Raw genomic sequence first — 18,936 nt, 5'->3', positions numbered from 1 at the left:
GACCTTGGGATTGCAGTTTCGTGACGGCCGGACCCCTTGGGCCTTAGCCGTTGTATTTCTCGAGGAAGGCCTCGGCCTTCAAGGCGCGGAAATCCGGCAGGGCCTGGCGCAGGCGGCCATGGTCCCAGTCCCACCAGGCCAGTGCCATCATCCGGTCGGCCACACCCGGTTCATAGCGCGGCCGCAGGGGTGTGGCGGGCAGGCCTGCCATGATCATGTAAGGCGGCACGTCCTTGGTGACGACGGCGCCCGAGGCGATGATGGCGCCCGCGCCGATCGTGACCTCGGGCTTGACGATCACGCCATGGCCCAGCCAGGTGTCCGGCCCGATCACCGTCCGCCGCGCCTGCCGGGCGTCAAAGAAGGTCGGATCGTCCTCGGCATCCTCCCAGTAATACGAACTGCGATACAGGAAGTGATGCAGCGAGGCATTGCGCCACGGATGATCCGTCGGCCCGATCCGCGTCATGGCGGCGATGTTGGCGAACTTGCCGACCGTTGTATTCGCGATATCGGACAGGCGGTCGCAATAGGCGTAGTCCTCGAAGGTCGAGTGCAGGACGCGGCTGCCCTCGCCCACCTCGCACCACTGGCCGAACTGGCTGTCGACGACCATGCAGCCCGGATGGATCAGCGGGTCTTTCCCCAGTTTGGTCATTCATTCGCCCCCAATTCATTCCCCCCTGATCAGCTTGCGGCGCAAAAAGCCCGAGACCGCGTCCATCGCCATCACCGTCAGCACGATCAAAAGCAGGTAGTAGGCGACGTCCTCCCAATCCTTTTGCGTCTGGATCGCCTGGGTCAGCAACAGCCCGATCCCGCCGCCAACCAGCGCGCCGACCAAAGTCGCCGACCGCGTGTTGCTTTCCAACGCGTAAAGCAGCTGCGACAGAAACACCGGCAGGATCTGCGGCAGAACGCCGAACCTTGCGCGCTGCATCGGTGAGGCGCCGGTGGACCGGATGCCCTCGACCTGTTTGCCGTCGATGTTCTCCAGCGCCTCGGAGAAGAGTTTCCCGAAGGCGCCGGTGTCGGTCATGACCAAGGCCAGCGCGCCGGTCATCGGCCCGGGGCCAAAGGCGCGCAACAAAAGCAGCGTCCAGATCAGCGCATCGGTGCCGCGGATAAAGTCGAACAGCCGGCGCAGGGCAAAGCGCAGGGGGGCAAAGGGCATCAGGTTGCGTGCGGCCATGAAGGACAGCGGCAACGAGATGATCCCCGCCGTCACGGTGCCCAGAAAGGCCATCAGCACCGTCTCGCCCATGGCGGCAAAGACCTCGGCATGGTGCCAAAGCCGGTTGTGCCAGAAGGCATCGGCCATCGCCGCAAGGTTCGACACTGCGGGGTCAAGGCGGGGTTCGGTGATCGCCAGCGCCGCAAGCTGGCCCCAGGATTTCGACGCCCAGGGCGTGTCCAGCGTGAAGAAGAAAGAGGCCCAGCCGGGGAAATAGCGCCAGACCTCGGCCCGGGCCTTGATGTAGTTCAGCCGACCCGCCTTTGTCACAATCGTGACCTTGGCGGGCGAGGCCGAGACCCAATCCGGCAGGGCGCCTTGGGGGCCGCTGACGGACAGACCCTCGGGCCCCTGCATCACGGTCAGCGTGCCATAGCCCGGCACGTCAAAGCGCGCGCCGTCGGGCAGATAGGTCACGACATGGCCTTGGCCGAGGTCGACGACCTGACCCGCCCAATCCGGCAGGGTCGCAAAAGCGTCGCGGGCGTCGCCGTCGATGTTCGCGGTGATCGCGCCGGACCGGTTGTCGCGGATCACATGAACCTTGTAGGACACGAAATCGCCCAGCAGGATTTGTGCATTGTCCCAGCGCATCTTGGCCGCCAGATCGCCCAGCTGAAAGGCCCAGCCGGCGTAAAACAGATAGACCAGCACCAGCGCGGGCAGGGCCAGCGAAATCCGCGCGCGGCGGCGGAATTGGGTCAGCGTCGCGTCCATCTTACGCCCCTTCGGTCAGGCGGCGGCGCAGGCTGTCGGACAGCCGGTCAATCGCCACGATGGTCAGGAACAACAGCAGAAAGATCGCCACGACCTGGTCATACCGCCCCTGTCCCCATTGCAGCGCAATCTTCAGATCATAGCCGATGCCGCCCTGGCCCACAAAGCCCAGGATCGCCGAGGCCCTGACGTTGATTTCAAAGCGCATCAGCGCATAGCTCAGCCAGTTCGGCGCGACCTGCGGCAAAAGGCCAAAGGCCATGCGCTGCGTCCAGGTGGCGCCGACCGAGGTCAGGCCCTCGATCGGCTTCAGGTTGGCGTTTTCGGCCACCTCGGAGAACAGCTTCCCCAGCGCGCCGGTGGTGTGAAAGGCGATGGCAATGACGGCGGGGATCGGGCCGCCCCCCATGACAAAGATCAGGACCAATGCGATGACCACATCGGGCACGGCGCGGGCGATGTCCAGGCTGCGGCGAAAGACCGGGATCAGCAGGGGAAACCGCGCAAGGCCCCGGGTCGACAGGGGCGCCAGCACCCCGGCCAATAGCGCGCCGATCAGGGTGGAAACGGCGGCGATGTTCAGCGTCTCGATCAGGGCGGGGAAATGTTCGGCCATCAACCCGGGGATCGCGGCGCGGCCCGTCCAGGCCTCGGCCAGGATCTCGGCGGGGAAGTCGAAAACATGCGGCAGACCGCGCAGAAAGCCGCCGGCGTTGCGCGCCTCGGCCAGGGGAAAGCCCGCGACCAGAAGCAAGGCCACCAGCCCCAGGATCGCCAACGAATAGACCCGCCGCCGCCGCGTCAGGATCAGGTAGGCTTCGGTCCGGTCAGAGGCATTCCACCGCCGCCCGGGCTCGGGTCCGAAAGACAGGTCGACCATGGGTCCGCTCCAATGAAAAGACCGAAATGAAAAGACCGGGCCCCCGATGGGCGGGGGCCCGGCCATCCGTCATGAAATCACTTCTGGGCGTCTTGGAACTTCCGGGCCTCGACGATGCCGTCATAGAAGCCCGCTTCGACCGGGACGTAATCCTTCAGATCGCCGCCGTTCACCGACATGGCGCAGGCATGGTCCACCTCGGCCAGGGTGTCGGTCAGTTTGACGACCTTGTCCTTGACGTCCTGCGGCAGGGCGGCGCGGATCACGAAGGGCCCGTTCGGGATCAGCTTGGACCGCCAGATTTCGACCAGGGTGTTCATGTCCACCAGGCCCGCTTCGGCCGCCTTGTGGAAGCCGCCCGAGGTGTAACCCTCGGCCCAATCGCCGATGCCGTCGCCAAAGGACACGCCCGCGTCATAGGTGCCATTGGCCACGCCGACGATGGTCTGTTCATGCCCGCCCGAGAAGGGGACGTCCTTGAAGAAGGCCTTCAGGTCGCCATGCATCGCGGTCAGCTCCGAGGCCGGAACCAAAAAGCCCGAGGTCGAATTCGGCTCGCCGAACGCAAAGATCTTGCCCTTGGCCTCTTCGATCGAGGTGATGCCGGTGTCTTTGCGCGTGAAACCGATCGAGTAGTAGCCCGTGGTGCCATCGACGTTCATCGCGGTCAGCGGGGCTTCGACGGCGGCGGCATCGGTCAGGGTGATCTTGGCATAGGCCGAGGCGCCCAGGAAGGCCACGTCCAGCGTGCCGCCCAACAGACCCTGGATCACGCCATCATAATCGGCCGGGGTAAAGACCTTGACCGGGACGCCGATCTCCTTCTCGATCGCCGCGCGGTAGCACTCGTTCGAGGTGATGCGGTCCTGGGCGTTTTCGCCGCCAAGGATGCCGATGTTGAACTCGGTGATGCCTTCGGCATGGGCAGACGTCATGCAGGTCGTGGCGATCAGGGCGGCAAGCAGCTTTTTCATGGGTCGTCCTTTTGGGGTTGGTCAAAGGTTCGGGGTGGTCAAAGCTTTGGGCGCCCGGAACCCCGGGTCGCCCAAAGGCTTAGTCGGCCAGCATCGCTTCGGCATATTGGCCGTCGGGCGCGGTCGGCAGATCGGTCAACGAGGTCGAGGTGGCGGCCTCGTTGAAGGTCTCATCCGCGCCATAGATGTCGCGGGCGACGCCGGTGGTCAGCTGATCGGGCGTGCCGTCAAAGACGACGCGGCCGTCGCGCATCCCGATCACCCGGTCGCAATAGCGCCGCGCGGTGTCCAGCGTGTGCAGGTTGGCGATCACGGTGCGGCCGTCCTCGTCATGGATGCGGCGCAGCGCGTCCATCACCAGGGCCGCGTTCATCGGGTCAAGGCTGGCGATGGGCTCGTCGGCCAGGATCAGCGCCGGGTCCTGCATCAGGGCGCGGGCAATCGCCACGCGCTGTTGCTGGCCGCCCGAAAGCGCCTCGGCCCGCTTGGAGGCCTGATCGGCAATGCCCAGCCGGTCCAGGATCGCCAGCGCGTGCCGGATATCCTCTTCGGACCACAGGTTGAACAGCGTCCGCGTCACGGGTCGGCGCGACAACAGCCCATGCAGCACATTGCTGGCCACATCCATCCGCGGCACAAGGTTGAACTGCTGAAAGATCATCGCACAGCGGCCCTGCCAGGCGCGCAGCTCGCGGCCCTTCAGGCTCAGGATGTCCTGACCCTGAAACAGCACCTGACCGCTGCTGGCATCGGTCAACCGGTTCAGCATCCGCAGCAGCGTCGACTTGCCCGCCCCCGATTTGCCGATGATCCCGATGAAGCCCGGGCGGTCGATGGCAAAGCTGACCGCATCGACGGCGCGGCGGGTGCCGAAAATCCTCGTGACGTCTTTGACCTGCAGCACGGCGCGCTCCCCTTGGCGGTTCACAGGGGGATAGGGGGGGCAGGTGACGCGGGGGTGAAGGCCGCGTGAAGCTTCAGTGACAGGTCAGGCGCGCGCCGCGACCCAAGCCACAAGGTCGGCATAGTCCGCGAAGGCCAGGTCATGGGGCAGGTCCGCGACCGGGGCCTTGCGATAGCCTTGGGTGTAAAGCGCAAAGCGGATGCCGGCGCGTTGGGCGGTTTCGGCGTCGACCTCGCTGTCACCGACGTAAAGCAGGGGGGCGCCAAGGCCTGCGAAACAGGCATGAAGCGGCGCGGGGTCGGGCTTTTTCTGCGGCAGGCTGTCGCCGCCGATGACCTCGGCGAAATGGCTGCGCAGGTTCAGCGCATCCAGGATATCCAGCGTCGGTTTCAAGGCCTTGTTGGTGCAAAGCCCCAGGGGATGCCCGAGGTCGCGCAACGCGTTCAGCGCCGCCACAGCCCCGGGGTAGGGCCGCGTCAGATCGGCCGGATGGGCCAGGTAATGCGCCATCATCGCCTCGGTCATCGCGTGCTGGCGGTCCAGGTCCAACCCCCGCGCATGGCGTGCCTGAGCGACCAGGTTCGGGATGCCATGGCCGATGAAGCCCCGGGTCTCGGCCTCGGTCACGGGCCGCGCGCCCTCGCCCGCCAGCACCTTGTTCAGCGCGACATGGATATCGGGCAGGCTGTCGATCAGCGTGCCGTCAAGGTCGAAGACGATGGCGGTCATGGTGTCTCCTTTGGCTGGCCCAAGGGTAAACCCCTGCCCACCGGATGCAAGCCCAACGGATGCCGGCCTGCCAGACGCACGGCAGCGGAGGCATAACAGCGAATCGCCGCAGCCCAACCCGGACCTTTCGTGCAGTTTTCGACTTCTCTGCGGTGCAGAAAGACAAAATAGTATCGGTGGGGCGGCGTTGTCGTGGTAGCGGTCTGCTGAAATCCTATGCATTGTGCAAAGATCGGCGGAACGGAGGCTGCTGATAAGGGGGGATGCATGACGCCGGATCTTGAAGTCGTCCAGATCGGACAGGGCCAAAGCTTCACCGCTTGGGCGCATGGCTGGCCGTTTCACACCGTGCGCTGGCATTTCCACCCGGAACTCGAGATTCACCACGTCGTCGCCACCTCGGGTCACTATTACGTCGGCGATTTCATCGGGGATTTCGGCCCCGGCAATCTGGTCCTGACCGGGCCGAACCTGCCGCACAACTGGGTCAGCCATATGGCACCCGGCGAGACCGTGGCGCTGCGCAACCGCGTTTTGCAATTCCCTCAGGACCTGCTTTTGCGGCTGGCTGACCTGTTCCCCGACACCGGCGGCTTTCAGGCGCTGTTCGCGCAGTCCCGTCGCGGGGTCGTCTTTTCCGACGCCACCTCGCAGGCCTGCGGTCCGATCCTGGCCGAGCTGATCGGGGCCAAGGGGCCGCGCCGGGCTGCGCTGTTCCTTGACCTTTTGGCGCGGCTGGCGTCCGACCCGGGCGCCACGTGCCTCGCCTCGGATGCCTATTTGCCCGACCCATCGGGTTTCATGACCGATGGGGTGAACAAGGCGCTGGCCTTCATCAACCAGAACCTGACGGAAGATTTCGCGGAAACGGATCTGGCTTTGGTCGCGGGGATGACGGCTAGCGCCTTTTCGCGCAGCTTTCGCCGTCACACGGGAATGGGGCTGGTTGAATATGTCAACCGGCTGCGGATCAACCTAGCCTGCCAGATGCTGATGAACGAAGTCGCCATGACGGTGACAGAGATCTGCTTTGCGGTGGGGTTCAACAACCTGTCGAACTTCAACCGCCAATTCCTGCGGCGCAAGGGGATGAACCCCAGCCGCTTTCGGGCCCTGCTGGAGGCGAACCAGTTGGCCGCCTGACCCAAACCGCCACGCCCCCCGGCCCCCGGGTGTGCGCGGATCAACAGGGGGCTTTTCCAAGACCTTCCATCTGACGCCCCCGGGCGGCACGGGAAGGTTTGTCTGAGGGAGTGAGATATGAAGAAGATCCTTTTGGCTTCGGTGGCCGCCCTGTTCCCGGTGGCCTCGATGGCGGCCGATGGCGCGGTTGTGGCCTTCCTGATGCCCGACCAAGCCTCGACCCGCTATGAGCAGCACGACTATCCCGGCTTCAAGGCCGAGATGGAAAAGCTGTGCCCGACCTGCACCGTGATCTACCAAAACGCCAATGGCGATGCGGCCGACCAACAGCAGCAGTTCAACTCGGTCATGGCGCAGGGCGCGACCGTGATCGTGCTGGACCCGGTGGATTCGACGGCTGCGGCGTCGCTGGTGGCGCAGGCGCAGGCCCAGGGCGTCAAGGTCATCGCCTATGACCGCCCGATCCCGGACAAGGCGCCGGATTTCTATGTCTCCTTTGACAACAAGGGCATCGGCTTTGCCATCGCTCAGAGCCTCGTCGAACATATGAAGGCCAAGGGCGTTCCTGAAGGGTCGGGCGTGTTGCAGATCAACGGCTCGCCCACGGACGCCGCCGCCGGTCTGATCCGTGACGGCATCCACGAGGCGCTGGCCGCGTCGGGCTACAAGACCCTGGCCGAGTTCGACACCCCCGATTGGGCGCCGCCCAAGGCGCAGGAATGGGCTTCGGGCCAAGTCACCCGGTTCGGCGCCGAAATCATGGGCGTTGTGGCGGCCAATGACGGCACCGGCGGCGGCGCGATTGCGGCCTTCAAGGCGGCGGGCGTCGATCCGGTTCCCCCGATCACCGGCAATGACGCGACGCAAGCCGCGTTGCAGCTGATCATTGCGGGCGACCAATACAACACGATTTCCAAGCCCTCCGAGATTGTGGCGGCGGCGGCGGCCCAGGCGGCGGTGCTGTTCCTCGACGGCAAGACCCCCGAGGCGACGTCAGAGTTGTATGGCGCGCCCTCGCAGCTGTTTGTTCCCGCCGTCGTGACGGCCGAGAACATCAAGGCCGAGATCTTTGACAAGGGGATCGAAAAGGCCGCCGATATCTGCACGGCCGACTATGCCGAGGCCTGCAAGGCGCTTGGCATCGAGTGAGACTTTGGCCGGCGCGGAGACGCGCCGGTCCACCAAAAGGGGGGGAGAACATGGCACAGCAACCAATCCTCAGCCTGCGCGGCGTGTCGAAGAAATTCGGCGCCGTTTCGGCTTTGACGGACATCGAACTGGATATCAACCCGGGCGAGGTCGTGGCCCTGGTGGGCGACAATGGCGCGGGGAAATCGACCTTGGTCAAGGTCCTCGCGGGGGTGCATCAGCCCACCTCTGGCGTGATCCGTTACGAGGGCCGCGAGGTGACGATGGACAGTCCGGCGGCGGCGATGAAGCTGGGGATTGCGACGGTCTATCAGGACCTGGCGCTTTGCGAGAACCTGGACGTGGTGGCGAACCTGTTTCTGGGCCATGAACTCTCTCCCTATGCGCTGGACGAAGAGGCGATGGAGGCGCGGTCCTGGACCCTGCTGCAGGAACTTGCCGCGCGGATACCGTCCGTGCGTGAGCCGATTGCCTCGCTGTCGGGCGGTCAGCGTCAGACCGTGGCGATTGCGCGGTCGCTGATCCTGAACCCCCGCATCATCATGCTGGACGAACCGACCGCGGCCCTGGGTGTCGCCCAAACCGCCGAGGTCCTGAACCTGATCGAGCGCGTCCGCGACCGCGGGCTTGGTGTCATCATGATCAGCCACAACATGGAAGACGTCCGCGCCGTCGCCGACCGCATCGTGGTCTTGCGATTGGGCCGCAACAACGGCGTCTTTGACCAGACGACCTCGCATCAAGACCTTGTGGCCGCGATCACCGGGGCCACCGACAATGCCGTCACCCGCCGCATGGAGAAGCACCAATGAGCGCCCCTCTGGACCGCGCGGACAGCCGTGTCCGCCATGACGACAGCCTGACCGGCGCGCTGCGCAGCTTTGTTGACCGGGTGAAATCGGGCGACCTTGGGATGCTGCCGGTGGCGGTGGGGCTGGTCGTGATCTCGGTGGTGTTTTCCATCCTGAATCCGATTTTCCTGGTGCCGAACAACCTGGTGAACCTGCTGTTTGATTGCGCCACGGTGGGGATCATTTCGCTGGGCATCGTCTGCGTGCTGCTGGTCGGAGAGATTGACCTTTCGGTGGGCTCGATCAGCGGTTTCGCCTCGGCCATGGTCGGGGTCTTTTGGGTGGGGCAGGGCTGGCCCGTGCTTCTGGCCATCGCGGCGGCCCTGGTGATGGGCGGCGCGGTGGGCTGGGTCTATGCGCAGCTGTTCAACCGGCTGGGGATGCCGTCTTTCGTATCGACCCTGTCCGGTCTTCTGGCGCTTTTGGGGATGCAGCTTTACATCCTTGGGCCGACCGGGTCGATCAACCTGCCATATGAAAGCGCCCTGGTCAGTTTCGGCCAGACGCTTGTGATGCCTCCGGCCGTCTCCCATGGGCTGGGGCTGTTGCCCGGGATCGTCATGCTGATCGCGGGTCAACGTCGTCGTCTGCGGCGCGGAAAGGCGAACCTGTCGGTTCCGCCTTTGGGAGGCCTTGTCACAAAGGCCGCCGTCCTCACCGCCGCGCTGCAGGGGGCGATCTTTTACCTGAACCTGGGGCGGGGTCTGCCATGGATGTTCGGGCTTTTCGTGCTGCTGGTCGTTTGCCTGAACTACGGCTTGACCCGCACCCAATGGGGCCGGTCGGTCATCGCCGTCGGTGGCAACCGCGAGGCTGCGCGGCGGGCCGGCATCAATGTGCGGGGGATCTATACTTCGGCCTTTGTCCTGTGCGGCACGTTGTCGGCTTTGGGCGGCACCTTGGCGGCCTCACGTCTGGCGTCGTCCAGCCAGCAGGCCGGGACCGGAGACGTCAACTTGAACGCCATTGCGGCAGCGGTGATCGGGGGGACCAGTCTATTCGGCGGCCGCGGAAGTGCCTGGTCGGCGCTTTTGGGGATCATCGTCATTCAGGCGATTTCCTCGGGGCTGACATTGCTCAATCTCTCGTCGTCGTTGCGCTACATGATCACCGGGGCCGTGCTGGCCATCGCCGTGATCGTGGACAGTCTCGCGCGGCGGTCGCGTATTTCTCATGGCAGAGGCTAAGATGAAACTGACAGGTAAAGTGGCGGCCGTCACCGGGGCGGCCTCGGGGATCGGTCTGGCCTGCGCGCGGGCCATGGCGGAAGAGGGCGCGCTTGTCGTGCTGATCGACCGCGACGGGGCCAAGGCCGAGGGGCTCGCCAAGGGCATCCCCGGCGCCAGCGCCTTGGCGGTCGACCTGATGGACCCTGCGTCGGTCGAAGGCATGATGCCCGCGATTCTGGCCAGCCACGGCAGGCTGGACATCTTCCACGCCAATGCGGGCGCCTATGTCGGCGGCGAGGTCTGGGCGGGCGATACCGCCCAATGGGACCGGATGCTGAACCTGAACATCAACGCGGCCTTTCGGTCGGTCCATGCCGTCTTGCCGCATATGATCGAGAGGGGCTCGGGCGATATCATCATGACCTCCTCTATCGCGGGCGTCGTCCCGGTCGTCTGGGAGCCGATCTATACGGCCAGCAAATTCGCGGTGCAGGCCTTCGTTCACACGATCCGTCGCCAGCTTGCGCCCAAGGGGCTGCGGGTCGGTGCGGTCCTGCCCGGGCCGGTGGTGACGGCCCTTCTGGATGACTGGCCCAAGGCCAAGATGGAGGAGGCCCTCGCCAATGGCAGTCTGATGCAGCCCGAAGAGGTTGCCGAGGCGGTGATTTTCATGCTTTCTCGGCGCAAAGGGGTTGTGGTGCGGGACCTGGTGATCCTGCCCAATACGGTGGATCTGTAAATGCTGATCGGGGTGGATGTCGGAACGGGCTCGGCGCGGGCGGGGGTCTTTTCGGCCGATGGGAAAATGCTGGGGGTGGGCAAACATCCCCTGACCCTGTGGCACGAGGCGGGCGAAATCGTCGAGCAGTCCTCCGCCCAGATCTGGGAGGCGGTTTGCATCGCGGTGGGTCAGGCCATGCAGGGGCTGGACCCCTCGGGCGTGAAGGGCGTGGGCTTCGACGCCACCTGTTCGCTGGTGGCCGAGGGGGTATCGGTCAGCCCCTCCGAGGACCCTCTCCGCGATGTCATACTCTGGATGGACCACCGCGCCAGCCCCGAGGCCGAGGAAATCAACCGCGGCGGCTATGCGGTGCTGGACTATGTCGGCGGCAGGATTTCGCCGGAGATGGAGACGCCGAAGCTCCTCTGGCTCTCGCGTCACCGCCCTGAGGCCTTCGCGGGGGCGCGCAGGTTCTGGGACCTGCCCGACTGGCTGACCTTCAAGGCCACGGGGTCGGAGAAAAGGTCCTCCTGCACGGTGACGTGCAAATGGACTTACCTGGCGCATGAAGACCGCTGGGACGAAGGCTATTTCCGCGCCATCGGTCTGGGTGCTTTGGCTGATGAGGGCTTCCGGCGGATCGGGACCCAGATCGTCGCCCCCGGCACGCCCTTGGGTGGCCTGACGGCGCAGGCGGCGCGTGACCTTGGCCTGTGCGAAGGAACCCCGGTGGCCGCCGCGCTGATCGACGCCCATGCGGGGGGCTTGGGGACCCTGGGCGTGACCTTGCCGGGTAGTGCCGATCCGACGCGCCGGCTGGCCTATATCTTTGGCACCTCGGCCTGTTCCATGGCCTCGACCCATCAGGCGACGCCGGTGCCCGGTGTCTGGGGGCCCTATTACAACGCCATGCTGCCCGGCCTTTGGCTGAACGAGGGCGGGCAATCGGCGGCGGGTGAGGCTTTGGCTCATCTGATCCACCTGCACCGCGATGCGGGACCGGGGATCGCGCAGGTCGCCGCCCATGCCGAGACGCTGGGGGCCACGCTGTCGGAAACCATCCTTGCCGCCGCCGAAGTCGTCGTGGTGCCCGAGTTCCTTGGCAACCGCTCGCCTTTCGCGGAACCAGATGCGCGGGCGGTGATCAGTGGGCTGGGGCTGGACCGCGGCATCGACACGCTGGCCGCGCTGTATCTGGGGGGGCTGTCGGGCATCGGCTATGGGCTGAAACAGCTGCTGGACCGGTTCGACGCAAAGGGCATCGCGATTGACACGATCGTGGCCTCGGGGGGGGCGGCGCAATCGCGGCTGGCCTGTCAGATGCTGGCCGATACGACGGGGCGGCAGGTCGCCTTGCCCGGCGGTCAAGAGCCGGTGCTTCTGGGGGCGGCGATGTTGGCGGCTCCGGCGGGGGGGGTGCATCACGACCTTGCCGCCGCCATGGCCGCGATGTCGGGCGATGCGGTGATCTTTGCCCCCGCGACGGGCAAGGTCGCCGATCTGCACGCCCTGCGCTTCACCGCGTTTGAGGCCTTGCAACTGGCGGCCCGCACCCTGCGCGCCGCCCGCAAGGCTTAGACCAGAAGCGGGCTGTCGACAAAGGACCCCGACAGCCCGGCGACCCGCATGTGCCACTCCACCGCCCAGGCCTGGAAATGCGTCAGCGGCATGGGTGGCGCGATGCAAAAGCCCTGCGCCACCTCGCAGCCCAAAGCCAGAAGCTGCCGCGCCGCGCCCGGCGTTTCGACCCCCTCGGCCACGACCTGCTTGCCAAAGGCGGTGGCCATGGCCAGCACGGCGCTGGCGATCTTGCGGCTGGGGGCATCGGTCGCAATGTGGGTCACAAAGGACCGGTCCAGCTTGATCGTGTCGGCGGGGATGCGGCCCAGATAGGACAACGAGGCAAAGCCCACGCCGAAATCGTCGATGGCCAGACGAAAGCCGTCGCGGTGACAGCGGTCGATGGTGCGGGCGATTTGCGGATCGTCGTCCAGGGCGGCGGTCTCCAGCAACTCCAGCTGCAACAGCGCGTGATCCTTCAGCCCAAAGCGCTGCGCCTGGCGGTGCAGATAGGTCGCGAAATTCGGCCGCCGCAGGTCGCGCGCGGTGACATTGATCGAGATGGGCAGCGTCAGCCCCCCGGCCTGCAGGCTGCGGATCGCCTTCAGCGCGTCGACGATGACAAAGGCGCCGATCTCTTCGATCACCGGATGGTCCAGCACCTGCGTCAGAAAGGCGCCGGGCAGGCGCAGGCCCGCGGGGTGAACCCAACGCAACAGCGCCTCGGCCCCCACGATGGCGCCGGTGGCCAGATGGACCTTGGGCTGGAAATGCAGCTCGAATTGGCCTTCGGTCAGGGCGGTCTCGATTTCGCCCACCAGACGGCGCTGGCCGATCTCGCGTTCCTGCCTGGCGCTGTCGAAATGGCGGATCTGGTTGCCGCCCTGCTTTTTCGCCTCGAACATCGCCTGATCGGCCAGGCGGATGATCTGTTCCCCGCCGCCCCGATCCTGGGGAAAGGTCGCCACCCCGATCGAGGCCGCCACCCGAATCTCCAACCCCGCCCGGCGGATCGGCTGGCGGATGCGCGCCAAAAGCCGGTCCAGCACCTCGGTCCGTCGGGGGCGGCCACGGGCCTGGGGCAGGATCACCACGAACTCGTCCCCCCCGATCCGCGCGACCGTATCCGAGGCCGCCAGACAGGCCGTCATGCGCTGCGCCAGGGCGATCAGGATCTCGTCCCCGGCGTCATGGCCGTGGCGGTCGTTCACCGCCTTGAACCCGTCGATGTCCAGATAGGCGACCGACACTTCGCTGTCCGTGGCCAGCGCCTGACCTAGCGCGCGGTCCAGGCGTTCATGCATCAACAGCCGGTTGGGCAGGCCGGTCAGGTCATCGTAATGCGCCAGCCGCTCCAGCGTTTCCTGTTGCAGCCGCAACGAGGTCACATCGGCCAGGATCGCGATATAGCGGTTGTCATGGCTGGCACAGGGCAGCGCGGTGATGGTCAGGAACCCCGCCAAGGCCGAGCCGTCCTTGCGCCGGGTCCAGATCTCGCCCTTGGAAATCCGGTTGCGGCGCAGCTCGCGGATCATGCGCCGCGCCTCATGTGGGGATTGCCGGCCGGACCGAAAGGCGTTGAAGGACCGCCCCACCATCTCGGCCTCGGAGAATCCGGTGATCGCGGTAAAGCCCGAGTTGACCTCGACGAATTCGCCCTTGGCGTTCAAGATCATGATCGCCTCGCCGCAGTTCTGATAGACCGAGGCCAGCACCGTCAGCCTTTCGGCCCGGGCGCGTTCGGGGCCCATGTCGCGCGCGATCTTTGAGGCGCCGATGACGAGGCCTTCGGCATTGCGGATCGGAGAGACGGTGACGGACAGGTCCAGCACCCGGCCATCCCGGGCGATGCGCGTGGCCTCATAGTGGCGGACCATGTCGCCGCGCCGGATGCGGGCGATGATCTCGTTTTCCTCGGCGATGCGTTCCAGCGGGAACAGCATGGTGACAGACCGGCCGATGGCCTGATCGGCGCTGTAGCCGAACAGCGCTTCGGCGGCAGAGTTCCAGGACGTGATCGTCCCGTCCAGCGTCTTGGTCAGGATCGCGTCCTGGCTGCCCTCGACGATAGAGGCCAAAAGCCGCATCGTGTCCTGATCGGCGGGGCGCAGGAACAGGGCCAGCGCCGGGGCGGCGCCCGCGGCCGTCTCCAGCCGGTGCAGCTGCGCGGTCATGTCGGCATCGGCCAGACGCAGGGGCAGGGGGGGCAGGGTCTGTCCAGCCAGGCCATGCCGCAGGGCGCGGCGCAAGGCGTCATGGTCGGGCGGGTCAAGGAAAGCGGTCAGCGGGCGGCCGATCACCTGATGCAGCGCCCCGCCCAGCAGGGTCAGGCCCGCGGGATTGGCGTGCAGGATTTCGCCCTCGGGATGCAGGATCACCACGGCATCGGCCAGAAGGTCCAGGACCTTTAACCAGCTGTCTTCGGTCGACATGTCGTCCTCGTTGGTCGCGCGGTTTCCCTAGCGATAAGCCCGCAACCGGGTGTGAGTCGAGAGCCGCGTTCAACCCAGGGCATAGGTCCGGGTGCTTCGGTCGAAATCCCGGATGCGCAGGCCTGCGGCAAAGGCGCTTTGCAGGGCGGCGCGCATGTCCAGACGCAGGCGCGTGGCGGCGGCGGGGTCGCTTGCGGCCAGGGCCTCCAGGTTCTGAGGCAGGGTCAGTTCCAGCGGGGTCAGGGCGCCGCGGTCGGGCGTCTCGTCCCGGGCGAGGGCCGCGACATGCGGCGCGGTCAGGTCCCAATCGGCCATCAACCGATCTGACCCCAGACCGCGGTTGATCCCCGCCATTTCACCGTAAAGATCGGGCAGATAGGTCCCGGCCTCGGCGCCAAGGCGGTGGATGTTCAAGGTGGCATTGACCGACCGCAGCGGATCGAAGGTCCACCTGACCCGGGTGATCCCCCGCGCAAGGCACCAGTCGCGCTGATACCGTTTCAGCCGCAGACCCAGCCCCAGCCCGCGCGCCTGGGGCAAGACGGCCAGCCGGTGCGAGTGCTGGATATGCGCCTCCCGCGTTGGAAAGCCGAAGACATAGCCGACCAGCGCGCCGCCCACAAAAGCGCCGCCCACCAGACCGCCTTCGGATTGCACGGCCAGCATCAGGTCGGCCGGATCGGGTTGGTCGCCCTCGCCCCAAACGGCACGTTGCAGCGCCTCGGCCCGGGTCAGGTCACTCATCCCGATCAGCTCGCGGAAGTGAAGGTCGGTCATGGGCGGACCTCCTGGAGCGACAGGCTGGCATGGGTCAGGTAGTCCAGATCCAGCGTCACGCCGATGCCGGGGCCCTTGGGGACGGGCATCCGACCGGCGGTGGTCTCCAGTTTCTGTTCCACGATGTCGCGGGTGAAATAGCGGCTGGCCGAAGAGGTATCGCCGGGCTTGGTGAACCCCGGCAGGGTGGACAGGTGGATGTTATGCGCGCGCCCCACGCCCGATTCCAGCATCCCGCCGCACCAGACCGGAACCTGAAAGGCGGTGCAAAGGTCATGGATGCGCCGCGCCTCGGTATGGCCCCCGACGCGGCCGACCTTGATGTTGATGACCCGCGCGGCATCGGTCTGCAGCGCCTTGCGGGCATGGTCCAGGGTGCGGATACATTCGTCCAGACACAGCGGCGTCCGGATGCGCTGTTGCAAGGTCGCATGGTCGTGGATGTCGTCCCAGGCCAGCGGCTGTTCGATGTAATCCAGGCCGAATTCGTCCATCGCGGCAATCAGCCCACTGTCGGCCAAGGTATAGCAGCAATTGGCATCCACCGTCAGATGGGCGTCGGGATACTCGGATCTGACCGCCCGCAACAGCCCCAGGTCATGCCCCGGCTTCACCTTCAGCTTGATGCGTCTATACCCCTGATCCAGATGGGCGCCCACCCGGTCCAGCGTCTGCGCAACAGGCCCGATCCCCAACGAGACCCCGACGTCGATGGCATCCCCCGCGCCGCCCAAAAGGGTTTGCAGCGGCAGGCCAAGGCTTTTCGCCCACAGGTCCCAAAAGGCCATTTCCACCACGGCCTTGGCCATGTGATTGGCCCGCCAGGGCGCCAGCGCGCGGGCCAGCGCCTCGGGGTTGGCGAAACTGCGGCCCAGCACCTGCGGCAAAAGCACGGTCGAAAGCAGGTCCATGGCGCCGGCCACGGTTTCCTCCAGGTAATCGGGCAGCGGGTCCATCACCCCCTCGGCGTAACCCTCCAGCCCGCCACTGTGCAGCACCAGCAGCGGAAAGACCTTTTCCGTCAGCGTGCCGGTCGCGATGGTAAAGGGCGTGACCAGGGGCAGGCGCACCAGGCGCAGGGTGGCGGCTTCGATCTTCAAGGTCATAGGGGCCTCCTGTCCGGTCGGATTACAGCTTACTTGCAAGATTGACCGATTGAAAGTTTCCTGTCACTCTTTATTCAACCACAGGAGATGCGGGTGGACGACGGCTCCGAAAACATCGGCGATCTGCGCGACAGGCTGGCCCAGGCGGTCGAGTCCGGCACGCCCTCCGAACGCGCCATCGCCCATTTCCTGATGACCAACCTGCAGGCCCTGCCGTTTGAAACCGCGGCGACGGTGGCGGGCAAGGTCGGTGTCTCCGAGGCTTCGGTGGGGCGGTTTTGCCGGTCGATCGGGTATCGGCATCTGAAAGACCTGAAGGGGTCCTTGCAGGTCGACTTGGGCGACAAGGCCTGGCTGATCGGCGACCGGCTGAAGGATTTCCACGCAAGGTCGCGCGACGGCCACGAACTCTCCCGCGCGTTGGAGCGTGAGATTGCGGCCTTGGTCACGGTCTATGAACTGGCGGCCTCTGCGCCTTTTGCGGCGGCGGTGCAAAGGCTTGCCCGCAGGCGTCAGGTCTTTGTCGCGGGCTTTCAGACCGAGCGGGGGCACGCGGCGGAACTGGTCCACAACCTGCAATACCTGCGCCCCGGCGTGCAGTTGGCCGATGTCGCGGGCGGGCATTTTGCCGAAGTGCTGCTGTCAGACCCCGAGGACACGACTCTGGTCCTGGTCGACGGCCGCCGATATTCACGCCTGACCCGCGACCTGGCCCATGCCGCGCGGGACGAGGGCATCCCGGTGACGCTGATCACCGACCCCTATTGCGATTGGGCGCCGGGCCTGGTGACAGAGCTGTTCACCGTGCCCACCGATCTGAACCACTTCTGGGACACGACCTCTGCCATGTCGTCGCTGATCGGGCTTTTGGTCAACGGCGTCTTTGCCGAACTGGGCGCCGCGGTCGAGAACCGCATGGCCCGCGTCTCGGCGCTTTACGGCGATTTCATCGGACATACCGCGCCCCGGGATGCAACCCGGGCAAACCCCAAGCAACAGTGAGGACCACATGACGTTTTCCTTCCGCAAGACCCTTATGGCCTGTGTCTGCCTGGCCGCCCTGACCGGCATGGCCCAGGCGCAAGAGGCCATCTTTGTCCTGGCCACGCCCGAGGTCGGAACCCCGACTTACAACCCGATCAAGGCGGGCAATCTGAACAAGGCGACGACGCTGATCTTTGACCGCATGGTGTCTCAGGCGGCGGATCTGTCCTATCACCCCTGGTTGGCCGACAGCTGGGAAGAGGCCGCCGACGGCATGTCCTGGACCTTTAAACTGCATCCCGGCGTGACCTTCCACAACGGCGAGCCCTTCAACGCCGCCACGATTGCCGCCTGGGTGCCGCTGTTTGCGGGATCGGACAACGCCTATATGGTCGAGGCCATCGCCGAGGTTCAGGTGGTCGATGACCTGACCGTCAAATTCGTCATGTCCCGGCCTGAACCGAACATGCTGTATAACCTGTCCTCCAGCTTCATGTCGGTGGTGGAACCCAAGTCCTTTGCCGCGCTGGGTGACGATTATGGCGTGACCGAGGTTTACGGCACCGGCCCCTTCAAGATGGAAAGCTTCGCCATCGGCCAGGAAACCGTTCTGGTGCGCAACGACGATTACACCTGGGGCTCGCCCTTGGCTGCGAACCAGGGTCCGGCCAAGATCGCGAAACTGACCTTCCGCGAGATCCCCGAAGACAGCACCGCCTTTCTGGAGCTGAAGACCGGCGGGGTGGACATGCTGTTGGGCGTGCCGGCCGACCTGATGTCCGAGGTGCAAAAGGAAGCCAACCTGACGCTTCTGACCCTGCCGGGGCAGGATGTCTATTACATGCCGATGAACGTGACCAAGGCGCCGTTCGACGACATCAAGGTGCGCGAGGCTGCGGCCAAGGCGATCAACCAGGACGAAATCCTGGCCTCGGTCTTTGGCGGCGTTGGGTCGGTGGCGAACACCTTCCTGATCTCCGCCCTGCCGGAATCCAAGGTCGCCGACAGCTCCAAGATCGCCTATGACCCCGCCCGCGCCAATGCCGCGCTGGACGAGGCCGGTTGGGCGATGGGGCCGGACGGCGTCCGTATGAAGGACGGCCAGCCGCTGAAGATCAGCCTCTGGACCCAAAGCGACAGCGTCTTCCGCCGCCTGACCGAAGTCGTGCAGGCGCAGTTGAAAGCCGTGGGGATCGAGGCCGAGATCACGACCTATGACAGCTCGATGATCCGCGACCAATACAAGACCGGCGAGCAACAGGCGGCGGTGCGGTCCTACAACTGGGACAATGCCGATATCGTCGACTGGTTCTTTGGCGGCGACCGTCTGGGCTATCCGAATGTGTCGATGTTCAACGACCCCAAGGCCGAGACCCTGCGGGCGGCGGCGATGACGGGGTCCAAGAACATGGAAGAGCGGGTGGCGAATTTTACCGCCTATCACGACTATGTCCTGACCCAGTTCCCCATGGCGCCGATCTATCAGCCGGTGGACGCCGTCGCCTATAACAAGGACCGCCTTGTCCTGCCGCCCGCGATCAACGGCGTGGGCGTGGGCGCCATCGCGATCATGGACATGGAAGTCAAAGAGTAAGAAAGCGACCGG

The 18,936-nt window shown here is 65.6% G+C and carries 17 protein-coding genes; 8 read left to right on the top strand and 9 right to left on the bottom strand.

All coding sequences use genetic code 11. The features are described 5' to 3' along the window. Positions 1 to 43 precede the first annotated feature (43 nt). From NX862_RS16425 to gph, 6 genes are all read right to left on the bottom strand, one after another. The gene (locus NX862_RS16425) at positions 44 to 658 is read right to left on the bottom strand and encodes an LbetaH domain-containing protein (protein ID WP_264495025.1); all 615 of its coding nucleotides are present in this window, start codon (positions 656 to 658) and stop codon (positions 44 to 46) included. A 15-nt stretch (positions 659 to 673) separates the two neighbouring features. Then, positions 674 to 1,951 carry a phosphonate ABC transporter, permease protein PhnE gene (gene phnE, locus NX862_RS16420; protein ID WP_264495024.1) on the bottom strand — a complete coding sequence of 426 codons (1,278 nt, stop codon included), beginning with the start codon at positions 1,949 to 1,951 and terminating at the stop codon, positions 674 to 676. Position 1,952: 1 nt separating this feature from the next. Continuing rightward, on the bottom strand, positions 1,953 to 2,831 hold the full coding sequence (gene phnE / locus NX862_RS16415) for a phosphonate ABC transporter, permease protein PhnE (protein WP_264495023.1): 879 nt from the start codon (positions 2,829 to 2,831) through the stop codon (positions 1,953 to 1,955). Positions 2,832 to 2,908: 77 nt separating this feature from the next. Further along, the gene (gene phnD, locus NX862_RS16410) at positions 2,909 to 3,805 is read right to left on the bottom strand and encodes a phosphonate ABC transporter substrate-binding protein (protein ID WP_264495022.1); all 897 of its coding nucleotides are present in this window, start codon (positions 3,803 to 3,805) and stop codon (positions 2,909 to 2,911) included. Positions 3,806 to 3,884: 79 nt separating this feature from the next. Continuing rightward, on the bottom strand, positions 3,885 to 4,709 hold the full coding sequence (phnC, locus tag NX862_RS16405; protein WP_264495074.1) for a phosphonate ABC transporter ATP-binding protein: 825 nt from the start codon (positions 4,707 to 4,709) through the stop codon (positions 3,885 to 3,887). Positions 4,710 to 4,793: 84 nt separating this feature from the next. After that, positions 4,794 to 5,438 (bottom strand): phosphoglycolate phosphatase, encoded by a 645-nt coding sequence (gene gph / locus NX862_RS16400; RefSeq protein WP_264495021.1) that lies wholly within the window; start codon positions 5,436 to 5,438, stop codon positions 4,794 to 4,796. Positions 5,439 to 5,705: 267 nt separating this feature from the next. On the opposite strand from gph, the gene NX862_RS16395 reads away from it, so the two are divergent. The 6 genes from NX862_RS16395 (at position 5,706) to NX862_RS16370 (ending at position 12,049) form a co-directional block, all read left to right on the top strand. Beyond that, entirely contained in the window at positions 5,706 to 6,581 is an 876-nt protein-coding gene (locus tag NX862_RS16395) for an AraC family transcriptional regulator (protein WP_264495020.1), read from the top strand. Between the two features lie 117 nt (positions 6,582 to 6,698). Next, complete coding sequence (locus NX862_RS16390) at positions 6,699 to 7,730, top strand: ABC transporter substrate-binding protein (protein ID WP_264495019.1); 1,032 nt, start codon at positions 6,699 to 6,701, stop codon at positions 7,728 to 7,730. Between the two features lie 50 nt (positions 7,731 to 7,780). Beyond that, positions 7,781 to 8,542 (top strand): ATP-binding cassette domain-containing protein, encoded by a 762-nt coding sequence (locus NX862_RS16385; RefSeq protein WP_264495018.1) that lies wholly within the window; start codon positions 7,781 to 7,783, stop codon positions 8,540 to 8,542. Further along, the gene (locus NX862_RS16380) at positions 8,539 to 9,768 is read left to right on the top strand and encodes a sugar ABC transporter permease (protein WP_264495017.1); all 1,230 of its coding nucleotides are present in this window, start codon (positions 8,539 to 8,541) and stop codon (positions 9,766 to 9,768) included. The genes NX862_RS16385 and NX862_RS16380 overlap by 4 nt, the downstream gene beginning before the upstream one ends. A 1-nt stretch (position 9,769) precedes the next feature. Beyond that, positions 9,770 to 10,489 (top strand): SDR family oxidoreductase, encoded by a 720-nt coding sequence (locus NX862_RS16375; RefSeq protein WP_413694580.1) that lies wholly within the window; start codon positions 9,770 to 9,772, stop codon positions 10,487 to 10,489. Next, complete coding sequence (locus NX862_RS16370) at positions 10,490 to 12,049, top strand: FGGY-family carbohydrate kinase (RefSeq protein ID WP_264495015.1); 1,560 nt, start codon at positions 10,490 to 10,492, stop codon at positions 12,047 to 12,049. Here the strand turns inward: NX862_RS16370 and NX862_RS16365 are convergent. The 3 genes from NX862_RS16365 to menC form a co-directional block, all read right to left on the bottom strand. Continuing rightward, entirely contained in the window at positions 12,046 to 14,463 is a 2,418-nt protein-coding gene (locus NX862_RS16365) for a sensor domain-containing protein (RefSeq protein WP_264495014.1), read from the bottom strand. The genes NX862_RS16370 and NX862_RS16365 overlap by 4 nt on opposite strands. A 69-nt stretch (positions 14,464 to 14,532) precedes the next feature. Then, on the bottom strand, positions 14,533 to 15,240 hold the full coding sequence (locus tag NX862_RS16360) for a GNAT family N-acetyltransferase (protein ID WP_264495013.1): 708 nt from the start codon (positions 15,238 to 15,240) through the stop codon (positions 14,533 to 14,535). Next, the gene (menC, locus tag NX862_RS16355; RefSeq protein WP_264495012.1) at positions 15,237 to 16,346 is read right to left on the bottom strand and encodes an o-succinylbenzoate synthase; all 1,110 of its coding nucleotides are present in this window, start codon (positions 16,344 to 16,346) and stop codon (positions 15,237 to 15,239) included. The genes NX862_RS16360 and menC overlap by 4 nt, the downstream gene beginning before the upstream one ends. A gap of 93 nt (positions 16,347 to 16,439) precedes the next feature. On the opposite strand from menC, the gene NX862_RS16350 reads away from it, so the two are divergent. Both NX862_RS16350 and NX862_RS16345 read left to right on the top strand, forming a co-directional pair. Next, positions 16,440 to 17,348, top strand: coding sequence for a MurR/RpiR family transcriptional regulator (locus NX862_RS16350; RefSeq protein ID WP_264495011.1), 909 nt, complete (start codon positions 16,440 to 16,442; stop codon positions 17,346 to 17,348). A 7-nt stretch (positions 17,349 to 17,355) separates the two neighbouring features. After that, complete coding sequence (locus tag NX862_RS16345; protein ID WP_264495010.1) at positions 17,356 to 18,924, top strand: ABC transporter substrate-binding protein; 1,569 nt, start codon at positions 17,356 to 17,358, stop codon at positions 18,922 to 18,924. The last annotated feature ends 12 nt before the right edge of the window (positions 18,925 to 18,936 follow it).

It is taken from the genome of Stagnihabitans lacustris, assembly GCF_025950525.1.
GTDB lineage: Bacteria > Pseudomonadota > Alphaproteobacteria > Rhodobacterales > Rhodobacteraceae > Stagnihabitans.
This window is presented reverse-complemented; position numbering and strand designations above follow the sequence as displayed.